Here is a 19,873-nt window from a genome sequence, read left to right on the forward strand (position 1 = left end):
GCAGTGTTCAGCGTAAATGTATCAGGATGGCTATGCGCATTGCTCAGATTGCCCCTTTGCATGAGAGTGTGCCCCCCAAGCTCTACGGCGGCACTGAGCGGGTTGTGTCTTGGCTCACCGAAGAGCTGGTGCGGCGGGGGCATGAGGTGACGTTGTTTGCCAGCGGCGACTCCCAAACCCAGGCTCGCCTCATCCCCTTTCGGGAGCGGGCTTTGCGTTTGGATCCCACGGCCATCGACACAGTGGCTCCTCATGTTTTGATGGTCGAGAAAGCCTTTCAGATGGCCGACGAGTTTGACATTATCCACGGCCACATCGACTACTATCCCTATGCCCTGGCCCGTCGCCACCCGCAGGTTTCTTTTTTGGCCACCCTACACGGGCGACTGGACATTCCGGAGCTGCAGCCCCTCTACACCGAGTTTCAGGACATTCCGGTGGTCTCCATCTCCAACGCCCAGCGGCTGCCGCTGCCCCAGGCCCGCTGGGTGGGGACGGTCTACCACGGCTTGCCCCTGGATCTCCACCGTTTCTATCCAGAAAAGGGGGACTACCTGGCCTTTTTGGGCCGGGTCTCCCCGGAAAAAGGGCTGGACACGGCTATTGAAATTGCGGCGCGGGCAGGGATGCCGCTGAAGGCTGCTATCAAGATCGATGCGGTGGATCGCCAGTACTACGAGTTAGAAATTAAGCCTTTGGCCAGTCGCCACCCCAATGTGGAGATCATAGGGGAAATCACCGACCAAGAGAAAAGCGAGTTTTTGGGCAAGGCCTATGCGGTGCTGTTTCCCATCCGCTGGCCGGAGCCCTTTGGGCTGGTGATGATTGAAGCGATGGCCTGTGGCACGCCGGTAATTGCCACCCGTTTTGGCTCAGTACCCGAGGTAATGGCCGACAGGCGCTCCGGCTTTATTGTCGACTCGGTGGAGGAAGCAGTGGAGGCTGTGGAGAAGGTGGGATCCCTGAGCCGAGCCGGGGTGCGGCAGGTGTTTGAGGAGCGGTTCAGCGTGGAAAGAATGGTGTCGGACTACGAGGCTCTCTACCGCCAACTGGTGAACGAGCGGCAGGAGATGTCGCGAAGAAGGCAGCTTAATAAGGCTTAGATGGGCCAAGTAGCAGCTAGGGCTGCTGGGCTGCATCGGGGGGCCCCTGCTTCTTCGCCTTCTTTGAGTGGACCGATAGCAGTAAGCTGTTCGCGTAGGAGACCGGCTGGATAGGGATCGAGAAGACCGAGATGGCAGAAGACATCATCCAAATTCAAGATCAGTACTACATCCGGGCCAGCGCCTCTTGGGTGGAGGCACGCTCTCATGTTCTCAAGCATGACAACTGCTTTGCCATCTTTGACCGGCGAGGGAACATGCGCCCCCTCGGCATCCGGGATCATGGCCTCTTCCGGGACGACACCCGCTTTTTGTCCCGCTGGGTGTTGGACTTGCAGGGAAAGCAGTTCCTGCTGCTCAGCTCAGAGGTGCGGGAAGACAAAGATATTTTGGCGGTGGATCTGACCAACCCGGAGTTCACCACCTCAGAGGGGCAGTTTATCGGTCAAGATACTCTGCATGTTCTACGGACTACTTTTCTGTGGAACAACGTAGCCTACGAGCGCATTCGCATTCACAACTACGGCTCGGAGCCGTTTCGCGTGCCGATTACCCTGCGCTTTGAGGCGGACTTTGCCGATATTTTTGAGATCCGGGGCATCCGACGGGCCCAGCGGGGTCAAGTGCTGCCGGCCCAGGTGAACCCTGAGGGAGTGGTTCTCCGCTACCGCGGCTTGGATGGAGTGGAGCGGCAAACCCAGTTGCAATTTTTGCCGGCGCCGGAGCTAGTGTCGGAGAAGCTGGCGCAGTGGTGGGTGCCTTTGGCCCCGCAGGAGGAACGGGATTTGGAGCTGAGGGTGATCTGCAGCTACGGCGGGGAGGAGATTGCCCCTTTGACCTACCAGGAGGCTCTGCAGGCGGAGCGGGAGCAAAGGGCTTCCTTGCGGGCGCAAGCCCACCGGATCGACACCGGCAATGCTCAGTTTAACGATTGGCTCAACGCCTCACGGGATGATCTGCTGATGATGCTCACCCGCACTCCCTACGGGCTTTATCCCTATGCGGGGGTGCCTTGGTTTACCACGGTCTTCGGGCGCGACGCCCTGATCACCGCCCTGGCCACTCTCTGGTGGTTTCCAGACTTGGCGCGGGGGGTGCTGCTGTATCTGGCGGCCCACCAGGCCCAGGAGGTGGATCCCAGCCGCGATGCCGAGCCTGGCAAGATCCTGCATGAGCAGCGCTCCAGCGAGATGGCCAAGACGCGCGAGATCCCCTTTGGCAATTATTTCGGCAGCATTGACTCCACCCCTTTGTTTGTGGTGCTAGCAGGGCGCTACGTGCGCCGCAGCGGCGATCTAGAGCTGTTGCGGCAGCTCTGGCCAAACATCGAAGCAGCCCTGCACTGGATGGACACTTACGGGGATGCGGACGGGGACGGCTTTTTGGAGTATGCCGGCAAGGCGCGGCGGGGCCTGCGCAACCAGGGCTGGAAAGATTCTGAAGATGCCATCTTCTACCCGGACGGATCCCTGGCAGAACCCCCCTTGGCCCTGTGCGAGGTGCAGGGCTATGCCTACGAAGCTAAGCAGTTGGCAGCAGAGATGGCCGAGCTGCTGGGGCGGCAAGAGCAAGCAGCCCAGTTGCGACAACAAGCGGAAAAGCTGCAGCAGCAGTTTTGGGATCACTTCTGGTGCGAAGAGTTGGGGGGCTATGCCCTGGCTTTGGATGGCCAGAAGCAACCCTGCCGGGTGCGCAGCTCCAACATGGGCCACTGTCTGTTTTCGGGGATTGCCCATCCCGAGCATGCTGCCTGCATTGCCCGGCAACTGCTGGAGCCAGCTTTCTTCAGCGGCTGGGGGATCCGCACGGTGCCGGAGGGAGAGGGGCGCTACAACCCCATGTCCTACCACAATGGCTCCATCTGGCCCCACGACAATGCCTTGATTGCCGCAGGCTTATCTCGCTATGGCTTCAAGGGCGAAGCGGTGCGGGTCTTGACAGCGCTGTTCGATGCCAGCCAGTTTTTGGAGCTGAAGCGGTTGCCGGAGCTGTTTTGCGGTTTTGGTCGTCGGCAGCGGGAGGGCCCCACCCTTTATCCGGTGGCCTGTCTGCCCCAGTCTTGGGCGGCGGCCAGTGTGTTTTTGCTGCTGCAGGCTTGTCTGGGGCTGGAGATCGACGGGCTGGCTCAACGGGTACATTTAACCAAGCCCACTCTGCCCCTGTGGCTGCCCCATGTCATTCTTGAGAATGTGCAGGTGGGCCAGGGATCCCTGGACATCGGCCTCTATTTACAAGCGGGGGGAGTGGGGATCAACATTCTCAGGAGTGCGGGGGACGTGGAGTTGACGGTGAAATAGTTGCAAAATTCAAGACATCCGCAACCCAACCTACAACTAAGTTTCACCTGCCAAATGTGGCGATAGGGACACAACTCAACAGTTCAGACAGCCTCTCCCTATCCCACATCACCCACATCATCAGAAGTTAATGTAGAGCTGATCCAAATTCCACAATGGCCCCAGAATGGGTCGGGGATCCACCCCTTGAATGCGGTTGCGCAGGGCTGAGAGAACCAGGGGGTTGAAAGTGCCAATTTGGGGCAGCTGTTCCTGGATGATGATTTGAAACCGGTCGTAGAGGGCCTTGCGCTTTTCAAAGTCTAGCTCCCGCACCCCTTCGATAAAGATGCGGTCGATCTCCCGTTCCCAATCGCTCACCTCAACCCCTTCTGCCGGGTTGCCGGGCAAATCTCCCAGATTAAAGAGGTGCAAACGGCCGTCGCTGCGCCAGATGTTGGAGCCGTTGTTGGGCTCGGTGCCGCCGCCACCAAAGCCCAGCAGCAGGGTTTCCCAGTCGCGGCTATCGGTGCGCTGCACCAGGGTGTTGAAGGCGATGGGGGTAAAATCAACGGTGATGCCGATCCGCTCCAGATCAGCTTTGATCAACGCGCCAGTGGCCTCCCGCTGATTGTTGCCGGCGTTGGTGAGCAAGGTGAAACGGATACGGTTGCCCTCGGAATCCCGCAGGTGGCCCTCCGCATCATAGGTGTATCCGGCATCGAGGAGCAGTTGCCGCGCTTTTTCAGGGTTGTAGTCGTAGGTGGGCAAGCCCTCTTCAGGGCTGAGGTAGAAGGGGCTGGCGGGGGAGAAGACCGAGTGCTGGATCTGGCCCAACCCTTGCAGGACGCTATCGACGTAAAACTGCCGGTTCATGGCGTGGGCCACCGCCCGGCGGAAGTTCAAATCGTTAAACCAGCGGCTTTTGACGGGATCCACAAAAGGCCGCCCGGTCTGGGGGTTACGGGCGCGGCTGAGGTTGAAGGCAAAGAAACTGTTGTTCAATGTCTGGCCGAGATTGTAGATGGTGAACTGATCCCGTTCTTCTTCCCGCTTCAAGAGCTGAAAATCTCTCCCCCGCACCGAAAACACGTCGGTCTCGCCGGAGCGAAACTGCAGCAGCGCGGTGTCCTCTGAGTCCACAATGCGCAGGATTACCCGTTCAATGCGCGGGATCCCTTCCCCCTTCCAGTAGTAGGGATTGGGCCGGTACACCAGCCGTTGGCCAGGGGTGTATTCCTGCATGACATAGGGGCCAGCCCCCACCAATTGCTGCACCGGCGTGTCGATACCCCAGGTTTGCAAGAAAAGGGGGTTGCCCCGGCTGTCCAACTGCTCGACAGTGGGCTCGAGGATGTGCTTGGGCAAAATAGGGGATCCGGCCTGCAGCAGAAAGGGAGCGAAGGGCTCCGGCAAAACGAACTCAATCCGCCGCTCGTCCAGCGCCCGCACCTGAGGCAATGCTCCGGCTTCTCCAATTCGCTTCACATCCCGCGCAGAAGTCGGGATCCGCTCGTTGAAGATGATGCGGTTAAAGGTAAAGTCCACATCTGCTGCTGTCAGAGGCTCTCCATCCGACCAGCGCAGCCCCTCCCGCAAGGTAAAGACATACCGCAAGCCGTCCTCAGACACTTCCCAGCCTTCCGCCAGCTCCGGTTTGGGCAAGAGGGTATCCTCATCCAAGGTGACCAAGCCCGCCTCTAGGTAGGCGATAGCGTCGCGGCTAGAGCTTTCGGCAGCCAAATAGGTGTTGAAGGTTTTGGGATCTGAAGTCACTGTGGCAACCAGATGGGGGGGGCGGGCAGGGGCAGCACAGGCACCAAGCCAGAGCAGGAGGATCCCTAGTAGAGAGACAAAAAGGTTCCTCCTGAGTCGGTTTGCCGAGGTGTTGTTTTGGCCCGCCATTTCTTTTGCCAAGTCGTTGTTCCAAGCAAGTTTGGGACGGCTCGCCCGCATCCCGCGCCCTGTGGCCCAAGCGCTCCGCGCTGCTGAGGCCCTCACCCCCAGCCCTTCTCCTAGAGGAGTAGCCCCCCTCCCGGCCCCTTTCCCAGAGGGAAAGTTGGGGATCCAGGTAATGGGTGGTTTGACTGCGACTTGGGCAGATTCTGCGTTTTTGAGGGAGCGATTGCTTGCCAGTTTGGCAGCTCAGGCAGTGGGGTGACCAGGTTCTTTTCAGATTCTGATGGGAAGGTCAGAGGAAGCTTGTCCTCTCTGTTCCAGCAACAGGGCTACTGCGAAGGCAGCAATGGCCTCTCCCTGACCTATGGGGCCCAGTTTTTCGTTAGTAGTAGCCTTGACCCCCACTTGCTTGGGGGAGATCTGCATCGCCTCTGCCAGGCGGGCCTGCATGGCGGGGATGTGAGGTTTGAGCTTGGGCTGCTCCGCCACCACCACACTGTCCACATTGACAATTCGCCAGCCTTCTTGGCTCACCAGTTGCACCACTTGCTGCAATAGAAGGATGCTATCGGCCCCTTTCCAGCGTTCTTCTTCCGGGGGAAAGTAAAAGCCAATATCCCGCAGGGCTGCTGCCCCCAGGAGAGCATCCATGATGGCGTGGGTAAGCACATCGGCGTCGCTATGGCCCAACAGTCCCTTCTCGTAAGGGATCCGGATCCCGCCCAGGATCAAGGGGCGCCCCTCGACGAGGCGGTGGATGTCGTAGCCCTGGCCAATGCGCACTTTTCCGGCTCCCTTGGGAAAACCATCGAGACCCTTGTCGACCATCGCCCCCTCCGAGGAGCTAGGGGGATGGGAGTCGAGTAACCGACAAGCAGCTTTTGAGAACGCCTCTTTCTATTCTGCCGGCTCCAGAGGGGAATAGCAGATGGGACAAGACGAACCACTGTAGCAGTCGAAGCAGATGAGGTGAGACTTCCCGTAGGGATTGGCGCAGCGCTTGGCCCACTGATAATCGCTGTAGCTAAGATCTTTTCCGCAAACGTCACATCTGGCCATCCCGCTTTCTTCTCCTCAAGCTTCCGAATTAAAACACCACACTAGAGAGATGATCCTAATCGATCCCTGAGCCCCAGCTTGAGAGAAACTATCCCCCAGCCCTGTCCAGAAGGGGATCCTGCCGCCCACAGGGGATCCCGTCTTCGAGAGGCGTCCAGCCCGGCTGCCAAAGATCCCGGTTCTTCAGGGTGGCTGCGTTGACCCAGAGGCGCACCTGGGGATCGCAGACGGCTCTGAGCTCGGCAAACACCAGCCCTCCTTCCCCTTGTTGGCGAGCGGTGACCTGAAAATGTCGCCAACCCAGAACAGGCTGAACGGAAGTCCATTTGGAGCCGAGGAGGTGCGGGAAAGGCTGTTTCCGACGGGGTTTGTTGCGAGCCACGGGACGGAGGGTGCGAGCGGGTAAGGGATGAAAGGGACCCAGCTTTCCGGCCATTCCTGAGGACGGCAGCGGGGATCGAGGGGAGCGGCAAAGCCAGCCGAGATCCTGAGTTTCCCTCAGATCCGCCTGTGATCGGTATGTGTGATCGGTATGATCGAGGGGATCCCTTTCCACTCCAGCCTATCCAACCATGGAGCAGCACCGGCAACGGCTTCAGTTCTCTTTCTGGCAGGCAGTCTTGAAGGGGGGCCTTCTGTTTCTGATCCTGGCTGGCCTAATCTTGGGAACAGGCCTGCCCTTGGGAGCGGCAACCGGCCCCACTTTGTCCGGCAAACTTACGGGGCCAGAGTGGCGACAAGCAGACCCGGAGGCCAAGCAGGACTTTTGTCGCAAAGCCTTTCAAGCGTTTCGCGCCTCTCCTTCCCAAAGCTATATCATCAGCTCCAATGTGCAGGCTTTGACCCCAGAAGGTTTGTGTCGGCGCTTGGATCAGTTTTATCAGTATGCCGTCAACGACGAGATCCCCATCAACCAGGCGGCCAATATTGCCCCATTGCTGTTTTCAGACTTACCCCTGGAGCAGCCTTGATCCCTGTGGAGCGCTTGGTCTGCTGGGGACAAAGGCGGCGGGCGAGGATCTGGGCCCAGCTCTCAACAGTTTGGCCGGATCTAGACAGGCGTAGCCAGAGGTTCCGGGGGTGCAGGGAAAGGGAGCTGCTGCAGTTGGGGTTGGTGGGGGCGGATCCCCATTGCTTGGCGCATCAAAGCAGGCTTGAGCAGCGGCAAAACCTCCAGTCCCCACAGGCCCAGGCGACGCAAGACCAGCAACGGCCAGCTTCGGTTGGAAAAGAGGCGATTGGCAGCATCGGTTGCAAAAAGAACCAGCGCGTTTTCTGGGCGGCGACAGCGCTCGTAGGCTTGTAGCAAAGCCGGATCGCCGGGATCCCGGCCCGCCATTTTGGCTTCGATCAACAGGGCAGCCAAGGCCGCCACATCCCGCATGCCCAGATTCGCTCCCTGCCCCCCCAGCGGATGGGTGGTATGGGCAGCATCCCCCACCAAAGCCAGCCGGGATCCGATGTAGGTTTGGGCATGGGCCCGCTGTGGCTCATAACAGGCTCTGGGAGAGGCCGCCAGCAAGGCTCCCAACTGGGATCCAAACCAAGGCCGGATGGCCTGCAGAAACTCAGCCTCAGATAAGCCCATCAGCCGATCTCGATCCGCTTGGCGAACTGTCCAGACGACACAACTGCGATGGGGATCGGAGGTGGGCAAAATGGCGAAGGGACCGCTGACCTGAAAGCGCTCGTAGGCCACCTGCCGGTGAGGATGCTCATGGGTGAGGGTGGAAACGATGCACACCTGCCCATAGCCCCAGCAGGATAACGGGATCCCAGCCTGTTCCCGCAGCCGCGAACGGGCCCCATCTGCAATCACCAGCAAAGCAGCTCGCAGAGTTTGCCGGGATCCCTCCTGGGCCAGCTCTACCCGAATGTGATCTGCTGCAGGGGAGAAACTTTGCGCCTGAGCAGGGCTGAAAAGGGTTACCGAAGGGCACTCGCGAATGCGCTGCAACAGGGCCTTTTGGGTGATTTGATTTTCCACGACGTAGCCCAGGGCCGGCGCTTGGAGCATCTCACGGCGCAGCTGAGCCACCCAGGGGCCTTCCCCATCAGAGACCTGAATGCGGTGGATGGGAGAAACTCCCCAGGCCTCCATAAGGGGCCATACCCCAATCCGCTGCAGAATACGAGCTGTCCCCAGAGCCAAAGCGCTGGCTCGGCCATCCGCCCCCACCCCCTGCGAGAGATCCCGCCCCTCGATCAGCCCGACGCGGATCCCGGCCTGGCCCAAAGCGGCTGCTAAGGTGGATCCCACCATCCCAGCTCCGGCAATCACCACCTCGAAGTCCAGTCGCCTTGGCTTGGCTGCTGTCGGAGCAATGGCTAGGGGAGCAGCGGAAGTGGGCAAAAGGCTCATGGGCACTCACGGCAAGTAGGCTTAACTTCCATTCTAGGGTTCCTGCACCCGGCAGGCCGCCGAGGATCAAGCAGTAAATTGGGTCAAAGTGCTACGAGGGATCCATGTCGGTTGCACCGTTTGATTTCAGCCACTTTTTTACCCATGCTGAGATTCTGGAATTTCTGCGGCAGATGGCGGTAGCCTACCCAGACTTGATCACGTGGGAGGTGATTGGGCGGAGCTACGAAGGGCGCGACATTGTTTTGGCTACTCTAACCCAGCGTCGCACCGGGCCAGCCCTGGAAAAACCCGCCTACTGGATCGATGCCAACACCCATGCCGGAGAAGTCACGGGATCCGCCGTTGCCCTTTACGACATCCACTACCTGCTCACCCACTACGGCCAAGAGGAGCGGGTGACGCGCCTGCTGGATGGCTACACCGTTTACGTGCTGCCCCGCATTGCCGTCGATGGGGCCGAGAAATATCTAACCACCCCCTACCGTTTGCGTTCGGGCCCTCGCCCCTATCCAGAGCCGGAACCCCAGCCGGGCCTCTACCCCGAGGACGTGAACGGGGACGGCAAGATCCTCCAGATGCGCAAAGAGGATCCCTGTGGAGCATGGAAAGTGTCGTCGTTGGATCCCAGGATCTTGGTGCGACGGGATCCGGAGGAATTCGGCGGCACCTACTACCACTTGATGACCGAAGGGCTGATTCGGGAGTTCGATGGCTACGATGTGCCGGTGGCCCCACCCCTTGAAGGGCTGGACTTCAACCGCAACTATCCCCACGAATGGGTACCAGAAAATGAGCAGGTGGGAGCGGGAGACTTTCCCTATTCTGAGCCGGAAACGCGAGCCATTGGGGAGTTTTTGCGCAGCCACCGCAATATCAACGGCTTTGTTACTTATCACACTTCTTCAGCGGTTCACATTCGCCCCTACGCCACCCACCCAGATGAGTACTATCCCCCAGAAGATCTGGACATCTACAAGTTAATTGGGGAGAGGGCCACCGAGATCACCGGCTACCCGACCATCTCTGGCTATCACCAGTTTCGCTATCACCCCAAGAAGGTTAGCCACGGCAATTTCAACAGCTACGCCTATGACACCTTCGGCTGGTATGGGTTCACCACGGAGCTTTGGGATCTGCCCACGGAAGCCGGCGTGGTGAAAAAGGACTTTATCCAGTGGTTCCGCTGGCACCCCGAAGCTGACGATTTGAAGATGTTGAAGTGGAATGATCGGGTCTTGGGAGGGCGTGGCTTCATCGACTGGCAGCCCTTTGAGCACCCCCAGTTGGGCAGGGTGGAAATTGGCGGTTGGGACTACAAGGCCGTTTGGCAAAATGCGCCCCCAGAGATGTTGCCGGAACTGTGCGAGAAGCACTGCCGTTTTGCCATTGCCCATGCCCTGATGTCGCCGCGGCTGGCCTTGGCCCGCAGCGAAGTTCGCCGGCTTGGGTGGGCACGTGAGGGATCCCAGTCTTTGTTCCGGGTGGTGGTGCAATACGAAAATCAAGGGTTCTTGCCTACCTACACCAGCCAAAAAGCCCTAGAACGCAGGGCGGTGCGGCCCATTCAAGTCCGTCTGGAGTTGCCTGAGGGATCCACTGTCATCGTGGGATCCCAGAAGCAGGAGATCGGGCATTTGGAGGGCCGTTCCAACAAAGCCTACGGAGAAATCCTGTCCTCAGGCAGCGGCGTGGATTACCGCCGCAAGGTGGAGTGGGTGGTTCAAGCCCCTGTGGGCAGCTCTCTGCTGATTGTTGCCCAGGCGGAGCGGGCTGGAACGGTGCGCACCAGAGTGACGTTGTCGGACGAAGGGGTGGGTGCTGGGACTCCATAGACGGCAGGGGGTCAGGGAAAAGTAGCTCTGAGCCATGGCCGATAATGGGACTGTCCTCTTGCCATCTCACTTTTATGCCCAGCTCCATCATTTCCCCGGAAAACCTGCTGGATCTTTGTGAACAGGGTGTACACAAGGCATTGGCTGCTGGAGCCGACCAGGCAGAAGTGTTTGCCAACTCAGGCCGGGAAACGGAAGTCACTTTTGAGAAAAATGACCTCAACCTGGCCCGCAGCAGCAGCGAGACCCTGTTCGGCATCCGGGTTTTCTGCGACGGCAGGCTGGGCTTTGCCACCTCCAACCGCCCGGAAGAGCTGGCCGAGACGGCGGCTGAGGCTGTAGCCATGGCCAAGGCTTCGCCGGCGGATCCCCTCAACGGGCTGCCGGAGCCCCAACCTCTGCCCCAGGTGCCCTTTGCCCTTGATCCGGGGCTGCTGGAACTGGATGCCGCCACCCTGACCCAGTTGGGATCCCAATTGCTGGAGTGGGTGCGATCCAAAGACCCTCGCATCACCATCGACAGCGGCTCCCTCAGCGTGGAGGAAGAGACCCTGGCCATCGCCTCTTCCACCGGCATCCGGGCCAACTACCACAGTGTCGAGGCGGGGGGATCCCTGTTTGGCATGGCCATCGACGGGGACGAGGTGGGCAGCTTTGCCTACGACGGCGACAGTGTGCAGAAGCGGGCCGATCTGGTGCCGGCGCTGGAGCGGGCTTTTGATCGCTTTGTCCAGAAATGCGTGGGCGCGCTGGGGGCTACCGAAGGGGAGAGCTTTCGCGGCCCTATCATTCTCCCTCCAGATGTGGTGGAGGACTTCCTGGGGGATCTCCTCTTTGTCTTGGGGGCAGATGCGGTGCGCAAAGGCAAAAGCCCCTTGGCGCAAAAAATGGGATCCCGGATCGCCAGCCCGTTGCTCACCGTGGTTTCTGAAGGCCTGGGCCTGCCCGGCTACCCCATTGAGCCCTTTGACCGCGAAGGGATCCCGCGCCAGATTACCCCCCTGATTCATGAAGGGATCCTCTGCAACTTCATGTACAACAGCTACGAGTCCCGCGCTGCTGGCGTTCCCTCCAACGGCCATGCCACAGGGGGAGCAGGCAGCCTGCCGGGAGTAGGGCCGGCTTGCCTGAGGGTGGCCCCAGGGACAACCCCCCTGTCCGAGCTCTACGCGATGGATCGGGGAGTTATCGTCACCCGCCTCTCCGGCAGCAGCAACCCCATTACCGGTGACTTTTCTGGGGTGGTGAAAGGGGGCTTCTTGGTCAAAGGCGGCGAGAAACGCCCCATCCTGGAGACCACCATTGCCGGCAATCTCTACGATTGTTTGCGCAATATCTCCGCCATTTCCCAGGAAGTAACGGTTTTCAACGGCACGGCTGCCTTTCCCGCCCTGCGCATTGAAGATGTATCCATCACTGCGGGCTAAGTAAAGCTAGGGGTGTCGAGATCCCGGCAACAGCGATTAACCTCATTCCCAAAAGCTGCGGAGTTGTTCCCATGGGCCAGGAGATCACCTGCCTCCGTTTTGGTACTGCAGACTTTGCTCAGTTTGCAGCTCGGCTCCAGCAAGAGACGAAGTTGCTCGAGCGCTGGTTGGCCGGTGCGCCGGGGCTGGATCCGGCTTGTCAGCCCTTTGCCCAGGGATCCCCGGTGGGCGGGTTTGAGCTGGAGGCATGGCTGGTGACCCCTCAGGGAGATCCGGCCCCGATAAACTCAGCCTACCTGGAAGCGGTGAACGATCCGCTGGTGGTGCCGGAACTGGCCCAGTTCAACGTGGAGATCAACAGCCGGCCCCAAGTTTTGACCGGCTTGGCTCTGCGGCAGTTTCAGCAAGAGCTGGGCCAAACGTGGGATCGCTGTTGCCAAGTGGCTGAATACCTGCAGGCGGGGTTGATGATGATTGGCATCTTGCCTACGGTGCAGCAACGGCAATTGACCCTGAAGATGATCTCGCCCCGCAAGCGTTACCTGGCCCTCAACGAGCAGATCCTGAACTTGCACCGGCGTGAGCAATCCCAAGCGATCCCTTCCCTGGGGCTAGATATCGAAGGACCGGCTGGGCGGTTGCGGGTTACCCACCCGGACATCATGCTGGAGGCGGCGACCACCTCCTTTCAAATCCATCTGCAGGTATCCCCCCAACAGGCGGCCCGTTACTTCAACGCTTCCCTGCTCGTGTCAGCCCCCTTGGTGGCGCTGGCGGCCAATTCCCCCTACCTGTTCGGGCACGATCTGTGGGCAGAAACCCGCATCCCTTTGTTTGAGCAAGCTTTGGATGGGCCACCCCCGCCCTCCCCCACCCACTGCCCCCGCGTCACCTTCGGGCAAGGCTATGTACAGGGATCCCTGATGGAGCTGTTTTGGGAAAATGTGCATCGCTACCCGGTGGTATTGCCACAAAGGTTAGCCACTTCCCCATCAGAGCTGGCCCATCTGCGCCTCCACAACGGCACCATCTGGCGCTGGAACCGACCCCTCATCGGCTTGGATCCCGTTCCCCACTTGCGCATCGAACAGCGGGTGGCGGCGGCAGGCCCAACCCTACCCGACATGATCGCCAACGCGGCCTTCTACTTTGGCCTGGTGCAAGCCTTGGGATCCCAGCCCGTCCCCCCCGAGCAGGAGCTGAGCTTTGCCCAGTGCCGCGCCAATTTCTACACGGCGGCCCGCTGGGGTCTGGAGGCCCCCATCACTTGGCTCAAGGGTTGGCAGGGATCCCTGCGCCAATTGCTGCTGGAAGAGCTGATCCCCCAAGCAGAGGCGGGTTTGGTTCAACTGGATCTGGCCCCCTCCGATATTCAGGAGTACCTGGGCATTCTCCGCGCCCGGGTGGAGTCGGGGCAGAATGGGGCCACCTGGCAGCGCCGCTACGTGGCTCGGCATGGTAAAGATATGCAACAATTGACCTGTGCCTACTGGGAACGGCAGCGGCAAGGCCAACCGGTACACACCTGGGATCTCAGCTAGGGCTCTCTCCACAGCCGGTTGTACCAGCGGTGGGCCACCGCGGCGGCAGGACGGATCCCTGGCCCGCATCTCGAGTGGGCAAACTCTCTCTCAGATGGCCTTGTTGCGACCCGAGCTACCGCAGCGAAACGGTTCATTCGCGACCAAGGACTTCGTTGGACTTCTGCTCCCTCCTACCCCAGGGAGAGAGGCCAGAAGCCAGAAGTTTGAGTCGAGCCTCTTAGCCCAAACAGTATGCTCACCGTTCTCGATCATCTACCGGATCAACTGCTGGATCTAGAGGCCCATCAGCTTTACGACCGATTGGGTGGGCCAACCCTCATCCATCTGCCGGGACGACGGGATCCCGCCCTGTTTGTGTCCGTCCTGCTGCACGGCAACGAAACCACCGGCTGGCAGGCGGTGCGACAGCTTCTCCGCCGCTACAGTCCTCTGCACCGCTGCCGCGAACGGGAATTGCCCCGCTCCCTTTCCCTCTTCATCGGCAATGTTCATGCAGCCCGTCAAGGACAACGGCGGCTGGACGGCCAACCCGACTACAACCGCATTTGGGGCTCCGGCTCCACCCCCGAACATGCCATGGCCCAGGCCGTCCTTCAGCAAATGCAGCAGCGGGGCGTTTTTGCCAGTGTCGATATCCACAACAACACGGGCACCAACCCCCACTACGCCTGTGTCAATCACCTGGATGCCCCTACCCTGCACCTGGCCACCTTGTTTGGGCGCACCGTCCTCTATTTCACCAAGCCAGAAGGGGTGCAGAGCATGGCCTTCGGGCGCTTCTGCCCGGCGGTGACCCTGGAGTGTGGCAAGCCGGATCAACCCCACGGCACCCAGCATGCCTACGAATTCTTGGAAGCCTGCCTGCACCTGTCGGCGATCCCGCAGCGCCCTGTCTTCCGCCAAGATATCGACCTGTTCCACAGCGTCGCCATTGTCAAAATCCCGGATCAGGTGAGCTTCAGCTTTGGGGAAGAGGATGGCAACCAAGAGGGATCCCCCTCCCACATCCGCTTCCCGCCGGATTTGGATCTCCTCAATTTTCGGGAGCTTCCCCCCCACACCCCTATTGGCTGGACGAACAACGGCTTCCACCTGGAGGTGCAAGACGAGCAGGGCCAAAATGTGGCGGATCGCTTTTTCTATGCCTGCAATGGAGAAATTCGCACCAGCGTGCCCATCATGCCGGGCATGCTCACCCTCAACAGCCGCATCATCCGCCAAGACTGCCTCTGCTACCTGATGGAGCGCTACCCCCTGGTGGGCTGAGCCGGGCTGCCAATTTCCCCGAGGGGATCCCCAAACCAGAACGGGTGGTGCTCCCCACCCCTGCAATAACAGACTCCCCGCTGGCCGCTGTACCCGTCCGCCGAGGGATGGTGAGTACGCTAACGTGGGACAGAGCGACCCCGCAAGCCCTATCCTGAAAACTGCCAACGGCACGCTGAGCCCACGGGATCCCTATGTTGCGCCTGCTGCGGATCGAGAACTTTGCCCTGATCGAGCAATTGGAGATCCCTTTTCGAGCGGGGCTGAACGTGCTCACCGGAGAAACCGGGGCCGGCAAATCCATCATCCTCGATGCGCTGGATGCAGCTCTAGGAGGTACAGCTCGGGCTCTGCGAACTGGCAGCGAACGAGGTCTGGTGGAAGCGATCTTCAGTCCTAATCCTGAACTGCAAGCCTGGCTAGAACAAGAGCACATCGACCCCCTAGAGGAGGGCCTGGTTTGTAGTCGCGAGCTGGTGTTGCGCAACGGCAAGCTCACCAGTCGCCTGCGGGTGAATGGGGTGCTGGTGAACAAAGCCCAGATGCTCAGCCTGCGGGCCAAATTGGTAGAGATCACCGCCCAGGGGCAAACCGTTCAAATCCAATCTCCCCAAACCCAGCGCCGTTGGCTGGACGATTTTGGCGGCGAAGAGCTGTTGCGAACACGGGCAGAAGTGGCTGCCCTTTACCAAACCTGGAACCATCTGAAAACAGAGGTGGAATCCCGCCGGCAAAGCCAACAACTGCGCCTGCAACGGCTAGACCTACTGGAGTTTCAAGCGCAAGAGCTGGCCGCCCTGCGCCTGGAGGATCCCGACGAAATGGCCAAGCTGGAGCGGGAACGGGAGCGCCTGGCCCACCGCGTGGAACTGCAACAGCAAAGCTACGCAGCTCACCAATTGCTCTATCAAAACGACAGCGGCTCACCGGCCATCGCCGATCTGTTGGGCCAGGTAGAACGGTTGCTCCAGGCCATGACCCAGCGGGATCCCGACCTAGCCCCTCTGGCGGAAATGGTCAGCAGCGCTCTCATTCAGGTGGAGGAGGTGGGGCGGGAGCTGGTTCGCTACGGCGAGACGCTGGAGGCGGATCCCGGTCGGTTGAACAAAATTGAACGGCGCCTGGCACAACTCAGACAAGCCTGCCGCAAATACGGCCCGACCTTGGCTGAGGTGATGGCCCATGCGGAGCGGGTGCAGACGGAGTTGGCCCAACTGCGAGGAGACAACACCGACCTAGAGGAATTGCAGGTGCGGCTGGACAAAGCTGCCCAAGACCTGGAGCGCCATTGCCAGGTGCTCTCTCAACTGCGGCAACAAGCGGCCCGTCAACTGGAAAAGGCCCTCATAGAAGAGCTCAGCCCGCTGGGGATGAGCGCAGTGCAATTCCGGGTGCAGATCCAACCCGGCCCCCCGACAGCAGAGGGGGTGGATCAAGTGAGTTTTTGGATTAGCCCCAACCCGGGTGAGCCTCTTCAACCTTTGGCCAGCATTGCCTCGGGCGGCGAGATGAGCCGTTTTCTGCTGGCCTTGAAAGCCGTATTCAGCCGCATCGATCCGGTGGCCACCATGGTTTTCGACGAGATCGATACCGGCGTGTCGGGCAAAGTGGCGCAAGCCATCGCCACCAAGCTGCACAGCATTGCCCGAGATCACCAGATCCTCTGCGTCACCCACCAACCCCTGATCGCTGCCTTGGCGGATCACCACCTGCGGGTTCACAAGGTGGTGCACCAAAAGCGAACTTCTGTGCGGGTGGAGCTTTTGGGAGAACGGGAACGCCGCGAAGAACTGGCCCAACTCACTGCCGGTCACTCTGCCCAAGAAGCGATGACGTTTGTGGAGGCTCTTCTCAACCAAGCAGCTCAACTGCGCAAGCAGCAAATGGCCAGTCCCGCTTGACTCTCCTTCTGGGAAAGGGGAGGGGGGTGAGGGCCTCAACCACCCAAGAACAGCTCCAGCACCTCAGGATTGCTCAGCAGGTTGGGGCCGGTATCCTCAAAGCGGTTCTCTCCCGTGGACAAAACATAGCCCCAGTCCGCCATCTTCAGGGCCTGCTTGGCATTCTGCTCCACCATGAGGATGCTGATGCCAAGACGGTTGATCTCTCGCAGGAGGGCGAAGGTCTGTTCTATATACAGCGGCGACAGGCCGGCGGTCGGCTCATCCAGCAACAACAACTGCGGCTCCACCATCAACGCTCGCCCTATGGCCAGCATCTGCCGTTGTCCACCCGATAGGGATCCCGCCGCTTGGCGTCGTTTCTCTTTCAGGGGTGGAAACAGCTCATAAACCCGCTCCAGTTGGGCGGCAGGGTTGTCGCGTCGGATGAAGGCCCCCATCTCCAGGTTCTCTTGCACGGTGAGGGAAGGGAAGACATTGTTGGTCTGGGGCACAAAGCCGATTCCCCGTCGCACCAGTTGCTCAGCGGGCAGGTGGGTGATGTCGGATCCCTGAAACAGCACTCGGCCTGAGCGGATGGTGGCCAAGCCAAATAAGGATTTCAGCACCGTCGATTTGCCGGCTCCATTGGGGCCGATGATCACCACCATTTGCCCAGGGTTCACCTTCAGGTGGATCCCCTTGAGGATGTCCACCCCCCGGTAGCCGCTGTAGAGATCCTGGATGTCCAGCAAAGGGGTCATGAGAGGGATCCCTCCGAAGGCAGAGGGGAGGGTTGGGGTGGGTTTAGGGAGTCGGCCAGTGCCACAGATCCCAAATAGGCCTCCCGCACGGCTGGGTTTTGTTTGATCTCCTCCATGGATCCCTGGGTGAGAACCTTGCCGGCAGCCATGACCACCACATGGTCGCAGAGACGGGTCACCAGATCCAGATCGTGCTCGATGATGCAGAAGGTGCAGCCGCGCTCGCGGTTGAGATACTCGATAAAACGCATCAAATCCGCCAGCAGAGTGCGGTTGACGCCAGCCCCCGGCTCGTCCAGCAGGATCACCCGTGCATCGGTCATCAAGGTACGTCCCAGTTCCAAGAGTTTTTTTTGCCCCCCGGAAAGGGTGACGGCCAGTTGATCCCGCAGATGGATCAGGTTCAGCCGTTCCAGAACCTCTTCCGCCCGAGCTTGCAGGTTGCGTTCTTGTCGTTGCACCTGCCGCCAACTGAACCAAGTGGCGAATAGGTTTTCCCCTATCTGATTGGGGGGAACCACCATTAAGTTCTCCAAGACAGTCATGCGGCCAAACTCCCGCGGGATCTGAAAGGTGCGCACCAGCCCTCGACGAAACAGATGATGGGGGGGCAAGCCGGTGATGTCTTCCCCATCCAGCCAGATGCGCCCGCTGCTGGGCCGAATAAACCCGGCGATGATGTTAAAGAGCGTGGTCTTCCCTGCCCCATTCGGGCCGATCAAGCCCGTAATCCGACCGGTTTCGATGCGGAAGGAACAGTGATCCACCGCGCTAATGCCGCCAAACCGCTTGGAGATGTCGTCGATAACAATCACGCCGCTGCCTTGGGAAAACCCCGCCGACCGATGAGTTCAGTATTTCAAACATATAATGAGCCCATAATGAGCCCATTGCCGAGTTTGCCCATTATCCTTCCCGGATCCCCAGGGGGACAACTGCCCCTGGAGGCCGCAGCCAAGGAACGGGCGAGATCCTGAGTCTGGCCCGCCTGTTTTCTGGAGCCATCTTTTCTTGAGGAAGTGGGGAACGCTTTGAGGTGAGTCAACGTCTGACTGCTACGACTCAACACTTGACTTTACTTGACCTTTGGGATCTGAGTTCTACTTTCTCTTCCCTCACAGGAGGTTGTCGGCTATGTCTCGCATGAATAAACTCACCCGACGGGCCTTTGCAGCGGCGGCTGCCCTGACGGCGGCTGCTCTTGCCACCACTCTGCTGCCCAGCACGGCTCAGCAGGCAACTCAAGGGCCGGTCAAAATTGGGGCTTTAATGTCTCTCACCGGGGATCTGCAGGCCTTCGGGGAAAACTGCCTCAAGGGGATCAAGCTGGCGATTGACCAAATCAACGCCGCCGGTGGCATTTTGGGATCCCCTGCCCAAGTGGTCGAAGCGGATGACCAGACGTCGGCTCAGCCGGCTATCGACGCAGCTCAACGGTTGGTCACCGTGGAGAAGGTGGCCGGCATCATCGGCGCCTTGGGCAGTGGCATCACCATTCCGGTGGCCACGACGGTCACGGTTCCCAATCGGATCCCGCAAATTTCCCCCGCTTCCACCGCTCCTACCATTACCACTCTGGAGGACAACGATTTTCTGTTTCGCACAGTTCCTTCCGATGCCTATCAAGGGGTAGCCCTGGCCCAGATCACCCGTGAAGAGAAGCTGGAGCGCCTGGCCATCATCTACATCAATAACGACTATGGCCAGGGCCTGGCCGACAGCTTTAAGACGGCTTTTGAAAAGCGGGGCGGCACCATCACCAAGTCGGTTCCCTACGAGCCCGGCAAGGCTTCCTATCGCAGTGAGCTGACCCAACTGAAGGAAGGGGATCCCCAGGCATTGGTGCTGATTGGCTACCCCGAAAACGGTGTGGTCATTTTGCGGCAAGCTTTGGAAGAGGGGCTGTTTGACCGCTTTGTCTTCACCGATGGCATGCGCTCTCCCGACGTGGCAGCCCAGGTGGGAGCCGAAAAGCTAGAGGGATCCATCGGCGTTTCGCCTCAGGCCCTCACCGATAGCAAGGCTTACCAAATCTTTGCCGAAGCCTACAAAGCCGCCTACGGGGAGCTGCCCCCCACCCCCTACATCGACACCGCCTACGATGCCGCTTTTGTCCTGGCTCTGGCCATTCAGAAAGCCGGCAGCACCGATGGCACTGCTGTTCGGGATGCTTTGCGGGAAGTGGCCAATCCCCCCGGCACCGAGATCCTGCCCGGAGAGTGGGCCAAGGCTGTGGAGCTGATCGGCAAAGGGGAAGACATCTTCTACACCGGCGCCTCTGGATCCATCAACTTCGATGAGAATGGGGAGGTGGCCGGCACCTTTGCCCACTGGACTTTCCAAGGGGGGAAGGTGGTGGATCTGAAGGTGTTTGAGCCGGAGAGCTGATTTTCCCCTGCGGCTCCTGAGTGGGGGTCGGTTTCTCCTTCTGAGCATGCCTCTAACCCCCAAAACCCTG

Annotated in this window: 15 protein-coding genes; 9 read left to right on the top strand and 6 right to left on the bottom strand. The window is 59.9% G+C overall.

All coding sequences use genetic code 11. The features are described from left to right. Positions 1-32: 32 nt before the first annotated feature. Both NW818_RS02535 and NW818_RS02540 read left to right on the top strand, forming a co-directional pair. Positions 33-1,103, top strand: a complete 1,071-nt coding sequence (locus NW818_RS02535; RefSeq protein WP_414350481.1) for a glycosyltransferase family 4 protein — start codon at positions 33-35, stop codon at positions 1,101-1,103. 131 nt (positions 1,104-1,234) lie between these two features. Next, positions 1,235-3,400, top strand: a complete 2,166-nt coding sequence (locus tag NW818_RS02540; protein ID WP_414423755.1) for a glycogen debranching N-terminal domain-containing protein — start codon at positions 1,235-1,237, stop codon at positions 3,398-3,400. A 120-nt stretch (positions 3,401-3,520) separates the two neighbouring features. Here the strand turns inward: NW818_RS02540 and NW818_RS02545 are convergent, their stop codons facing one another. The 3 genes from NW818_RS02545 to NW818_RS02555 form a co-directional block, all read right to left on the bottom strand. Continuing rightward, positions 3,521-5,155 (bottom strand): ABC transporter substrate-binding protein, encoded by a 1,635-nt coding sequence (locus NW818_RS02545; protein WP_414423756.1) that lies wholly within the window; start codon positions 5,153-5,155, stop codon positions 3,521-3,523. Between the two features lie 396 nt (positions 5,156-5,551). Continuing rightward, positions 5,552-6,061, bottom strand: coding sequence for a 2-C-methyl-D-erythritol 2,4-cyclodiphosphate synthase (gene ispF / locus NW818_RS02550; RefSeq protein WP_414389319.1), 510 nt, complete (start codon positions 6,059-6,061; stop codon positions 5,552-5,554). Positions 6,062-6,425: 364 nt separating this feature from the next. After that, positions 6,426-6,719 (bottom strand): TIGR02450 family Trp-rich protein, encoded by a 294-nt coding sequence (locus tag NW818_RS02555; protein ID WP_414329949.1) that lies wholly within the window; start codon positions 6,717-6,719, stop codon positions 6,426-6,428. A gap of 238 nt (positions 6,720-6,957) precedes the next feature. Between NW818_RS02555 and NW818_RS02560 the strand changes: the two genes are divergently transcribed. Next, a complete protein-coding gene (locus NW818_RS02560) occupies positions 6,958-7,308 on the top strand; it encodes a hypothetical protein (RefSeq protein WP_414329946.1) in 351 nt (116 codons plus the stop codon). Between the two features lie 80 nt (positions 7,309-7,388). On the opposite strand, the gene NW818_RS02565 is transcribed toward NW818_RS02560, so the two are convergent. Continuing rightward, positions 7,389-8,699 (bottom strand): UbiH/UbiF/VisC/COQ6 family ubiquinone biosynthesis hydroxylase, encoded by a 1,311-nt coding sequence (locus NW818_RS02565; protein ID WP_414423757.1) that lies wholly within the window; start codon positions 8,697-8,699, stop codon positions 7,389-7,391. A 104-nt stretch (positions 8,700-8,803) separates the two neighbouring features. On the opposite strand from NW818_RS02565, the gene NW818_RS02570 reads away from it, so the two are divergent. The 5 genes from NW818_RS02570 to recN all read left to right on the top strand — a co-directional run bounded on the left by NW818_RS02570 (position 8,804) and on the right by recN (position 16,672). Next, a complete protein-coding gene (locus NW818_RS02570) occupies positions 8,804-10,534 on the top strand; it encodes a M14 family metallopeptidase (RefSeq protein ID WP_414329941.1) in 1,731 nt (576 codons plus the stop codon). A gap of 74 nt (positions 10,535-10,608) precedes the next feature. Continuing rightward, the gene (locus tag NW818_RS02575; protein ID WP_414423758.1) at positions 10,609-11,961 is read left to right on the top strand and encodes a TldD/PmbA family protein; all 1,353 of its coding nucleotides are present in this window, start codon (positions 10,609-10,611) and stop codon (positions 11,959-11,961) included. Positions 11,962-12,113: 152 nt separating this feature from the next. Continuing rightward, positions 12,114-13,502 (top strand): glutamate-cysteine ligase family protein, encoded by a 1,389-nt coding sequence (locus NW818_RS02580; protein WP_414423759.1) that lies wholly within the window; start codon positions 12,114-12,116, stop codon positions 13,500-13,502. Positions 13,503-13,736: 234 nt separating this feature from the next. Then, on the top strand, positions 13,737-14,771 hold the full coding sequence (locus NW818_RS02585) for a M14 family metallopeptidase (protein ID WP_414423760.1): 1,035 nt from the start codon (positions 13,737-13,739) through the stop codon (positions 14,769-14,771). Positions 14,772-14,965: 194 nt separating this feature from the next. After that, on the top strand, positions 14,966-16,672 hold the full coding sequence (recN, locus tag NW818_RS02590) for a DNA repair protein RecN (protein WP_414423761.1): 1,707 nt from the start codon (positions 14,966-14,968) through the stop codon (positions 16,670-16,672). A gap of 35 nt (positions 16,673-16,707) precedes the next feature. Here recN and NW818_RS02595 read toward each other — a convergent pair whose 3' ends face one another. Together NW818_RS02595 and NW818_RS02600 are read right to left on the bottom strand one after the other, a co-directional pair. Next, positions 16,708-17,415 (bottom strand): ABC transporter ATP-binding protein, encoded by a 708-nt coding sequence (locus NW818_RS02595; protein WP_414342882.1) that lies wholly within the window; start codon positions 17,413-17,415, stop codon positions 16,708-16,710. Further along, entirely contained in the window at positions 17,412-18,230 is an 819-nt protein-coding gene (locus tag NW818_RS02600; RefSeq protein ID WP_414342883.1) for an ABC transporter ATP-binding protein, read from the bottom strand. Before NW818_RS02600 ends, NW818_RS02595 begins: the two co-directional genes overlap by 4 nt. 319 nt (positions 18,231-18,549) lie before the next feature. On the opposite strand from NW818_RS02600, the gene NW818_RS02605 reads away from it, so the two are divergent. Continuing rightward, entirely contained in the window at positions 18,550-19,803 is a 1,254-nt protein-coding gene (locus tag NW818_RS02605; RefSeq protein ID WP_414342885.1) for an ABC transporter substrate-binding protein, read from the top strand. Positions 19,804-19,873: the final 70 nt, after the last annotated feature.

The sequence above is a fragment of the Synechococcus sp. R6-5 genome (assembly GCF_047461775.1).
GTDB lineage: Bacteria > Cyanobacteriota > Cyanobacteriia > Thermostichales > Thermostichaceae > Thermostichus.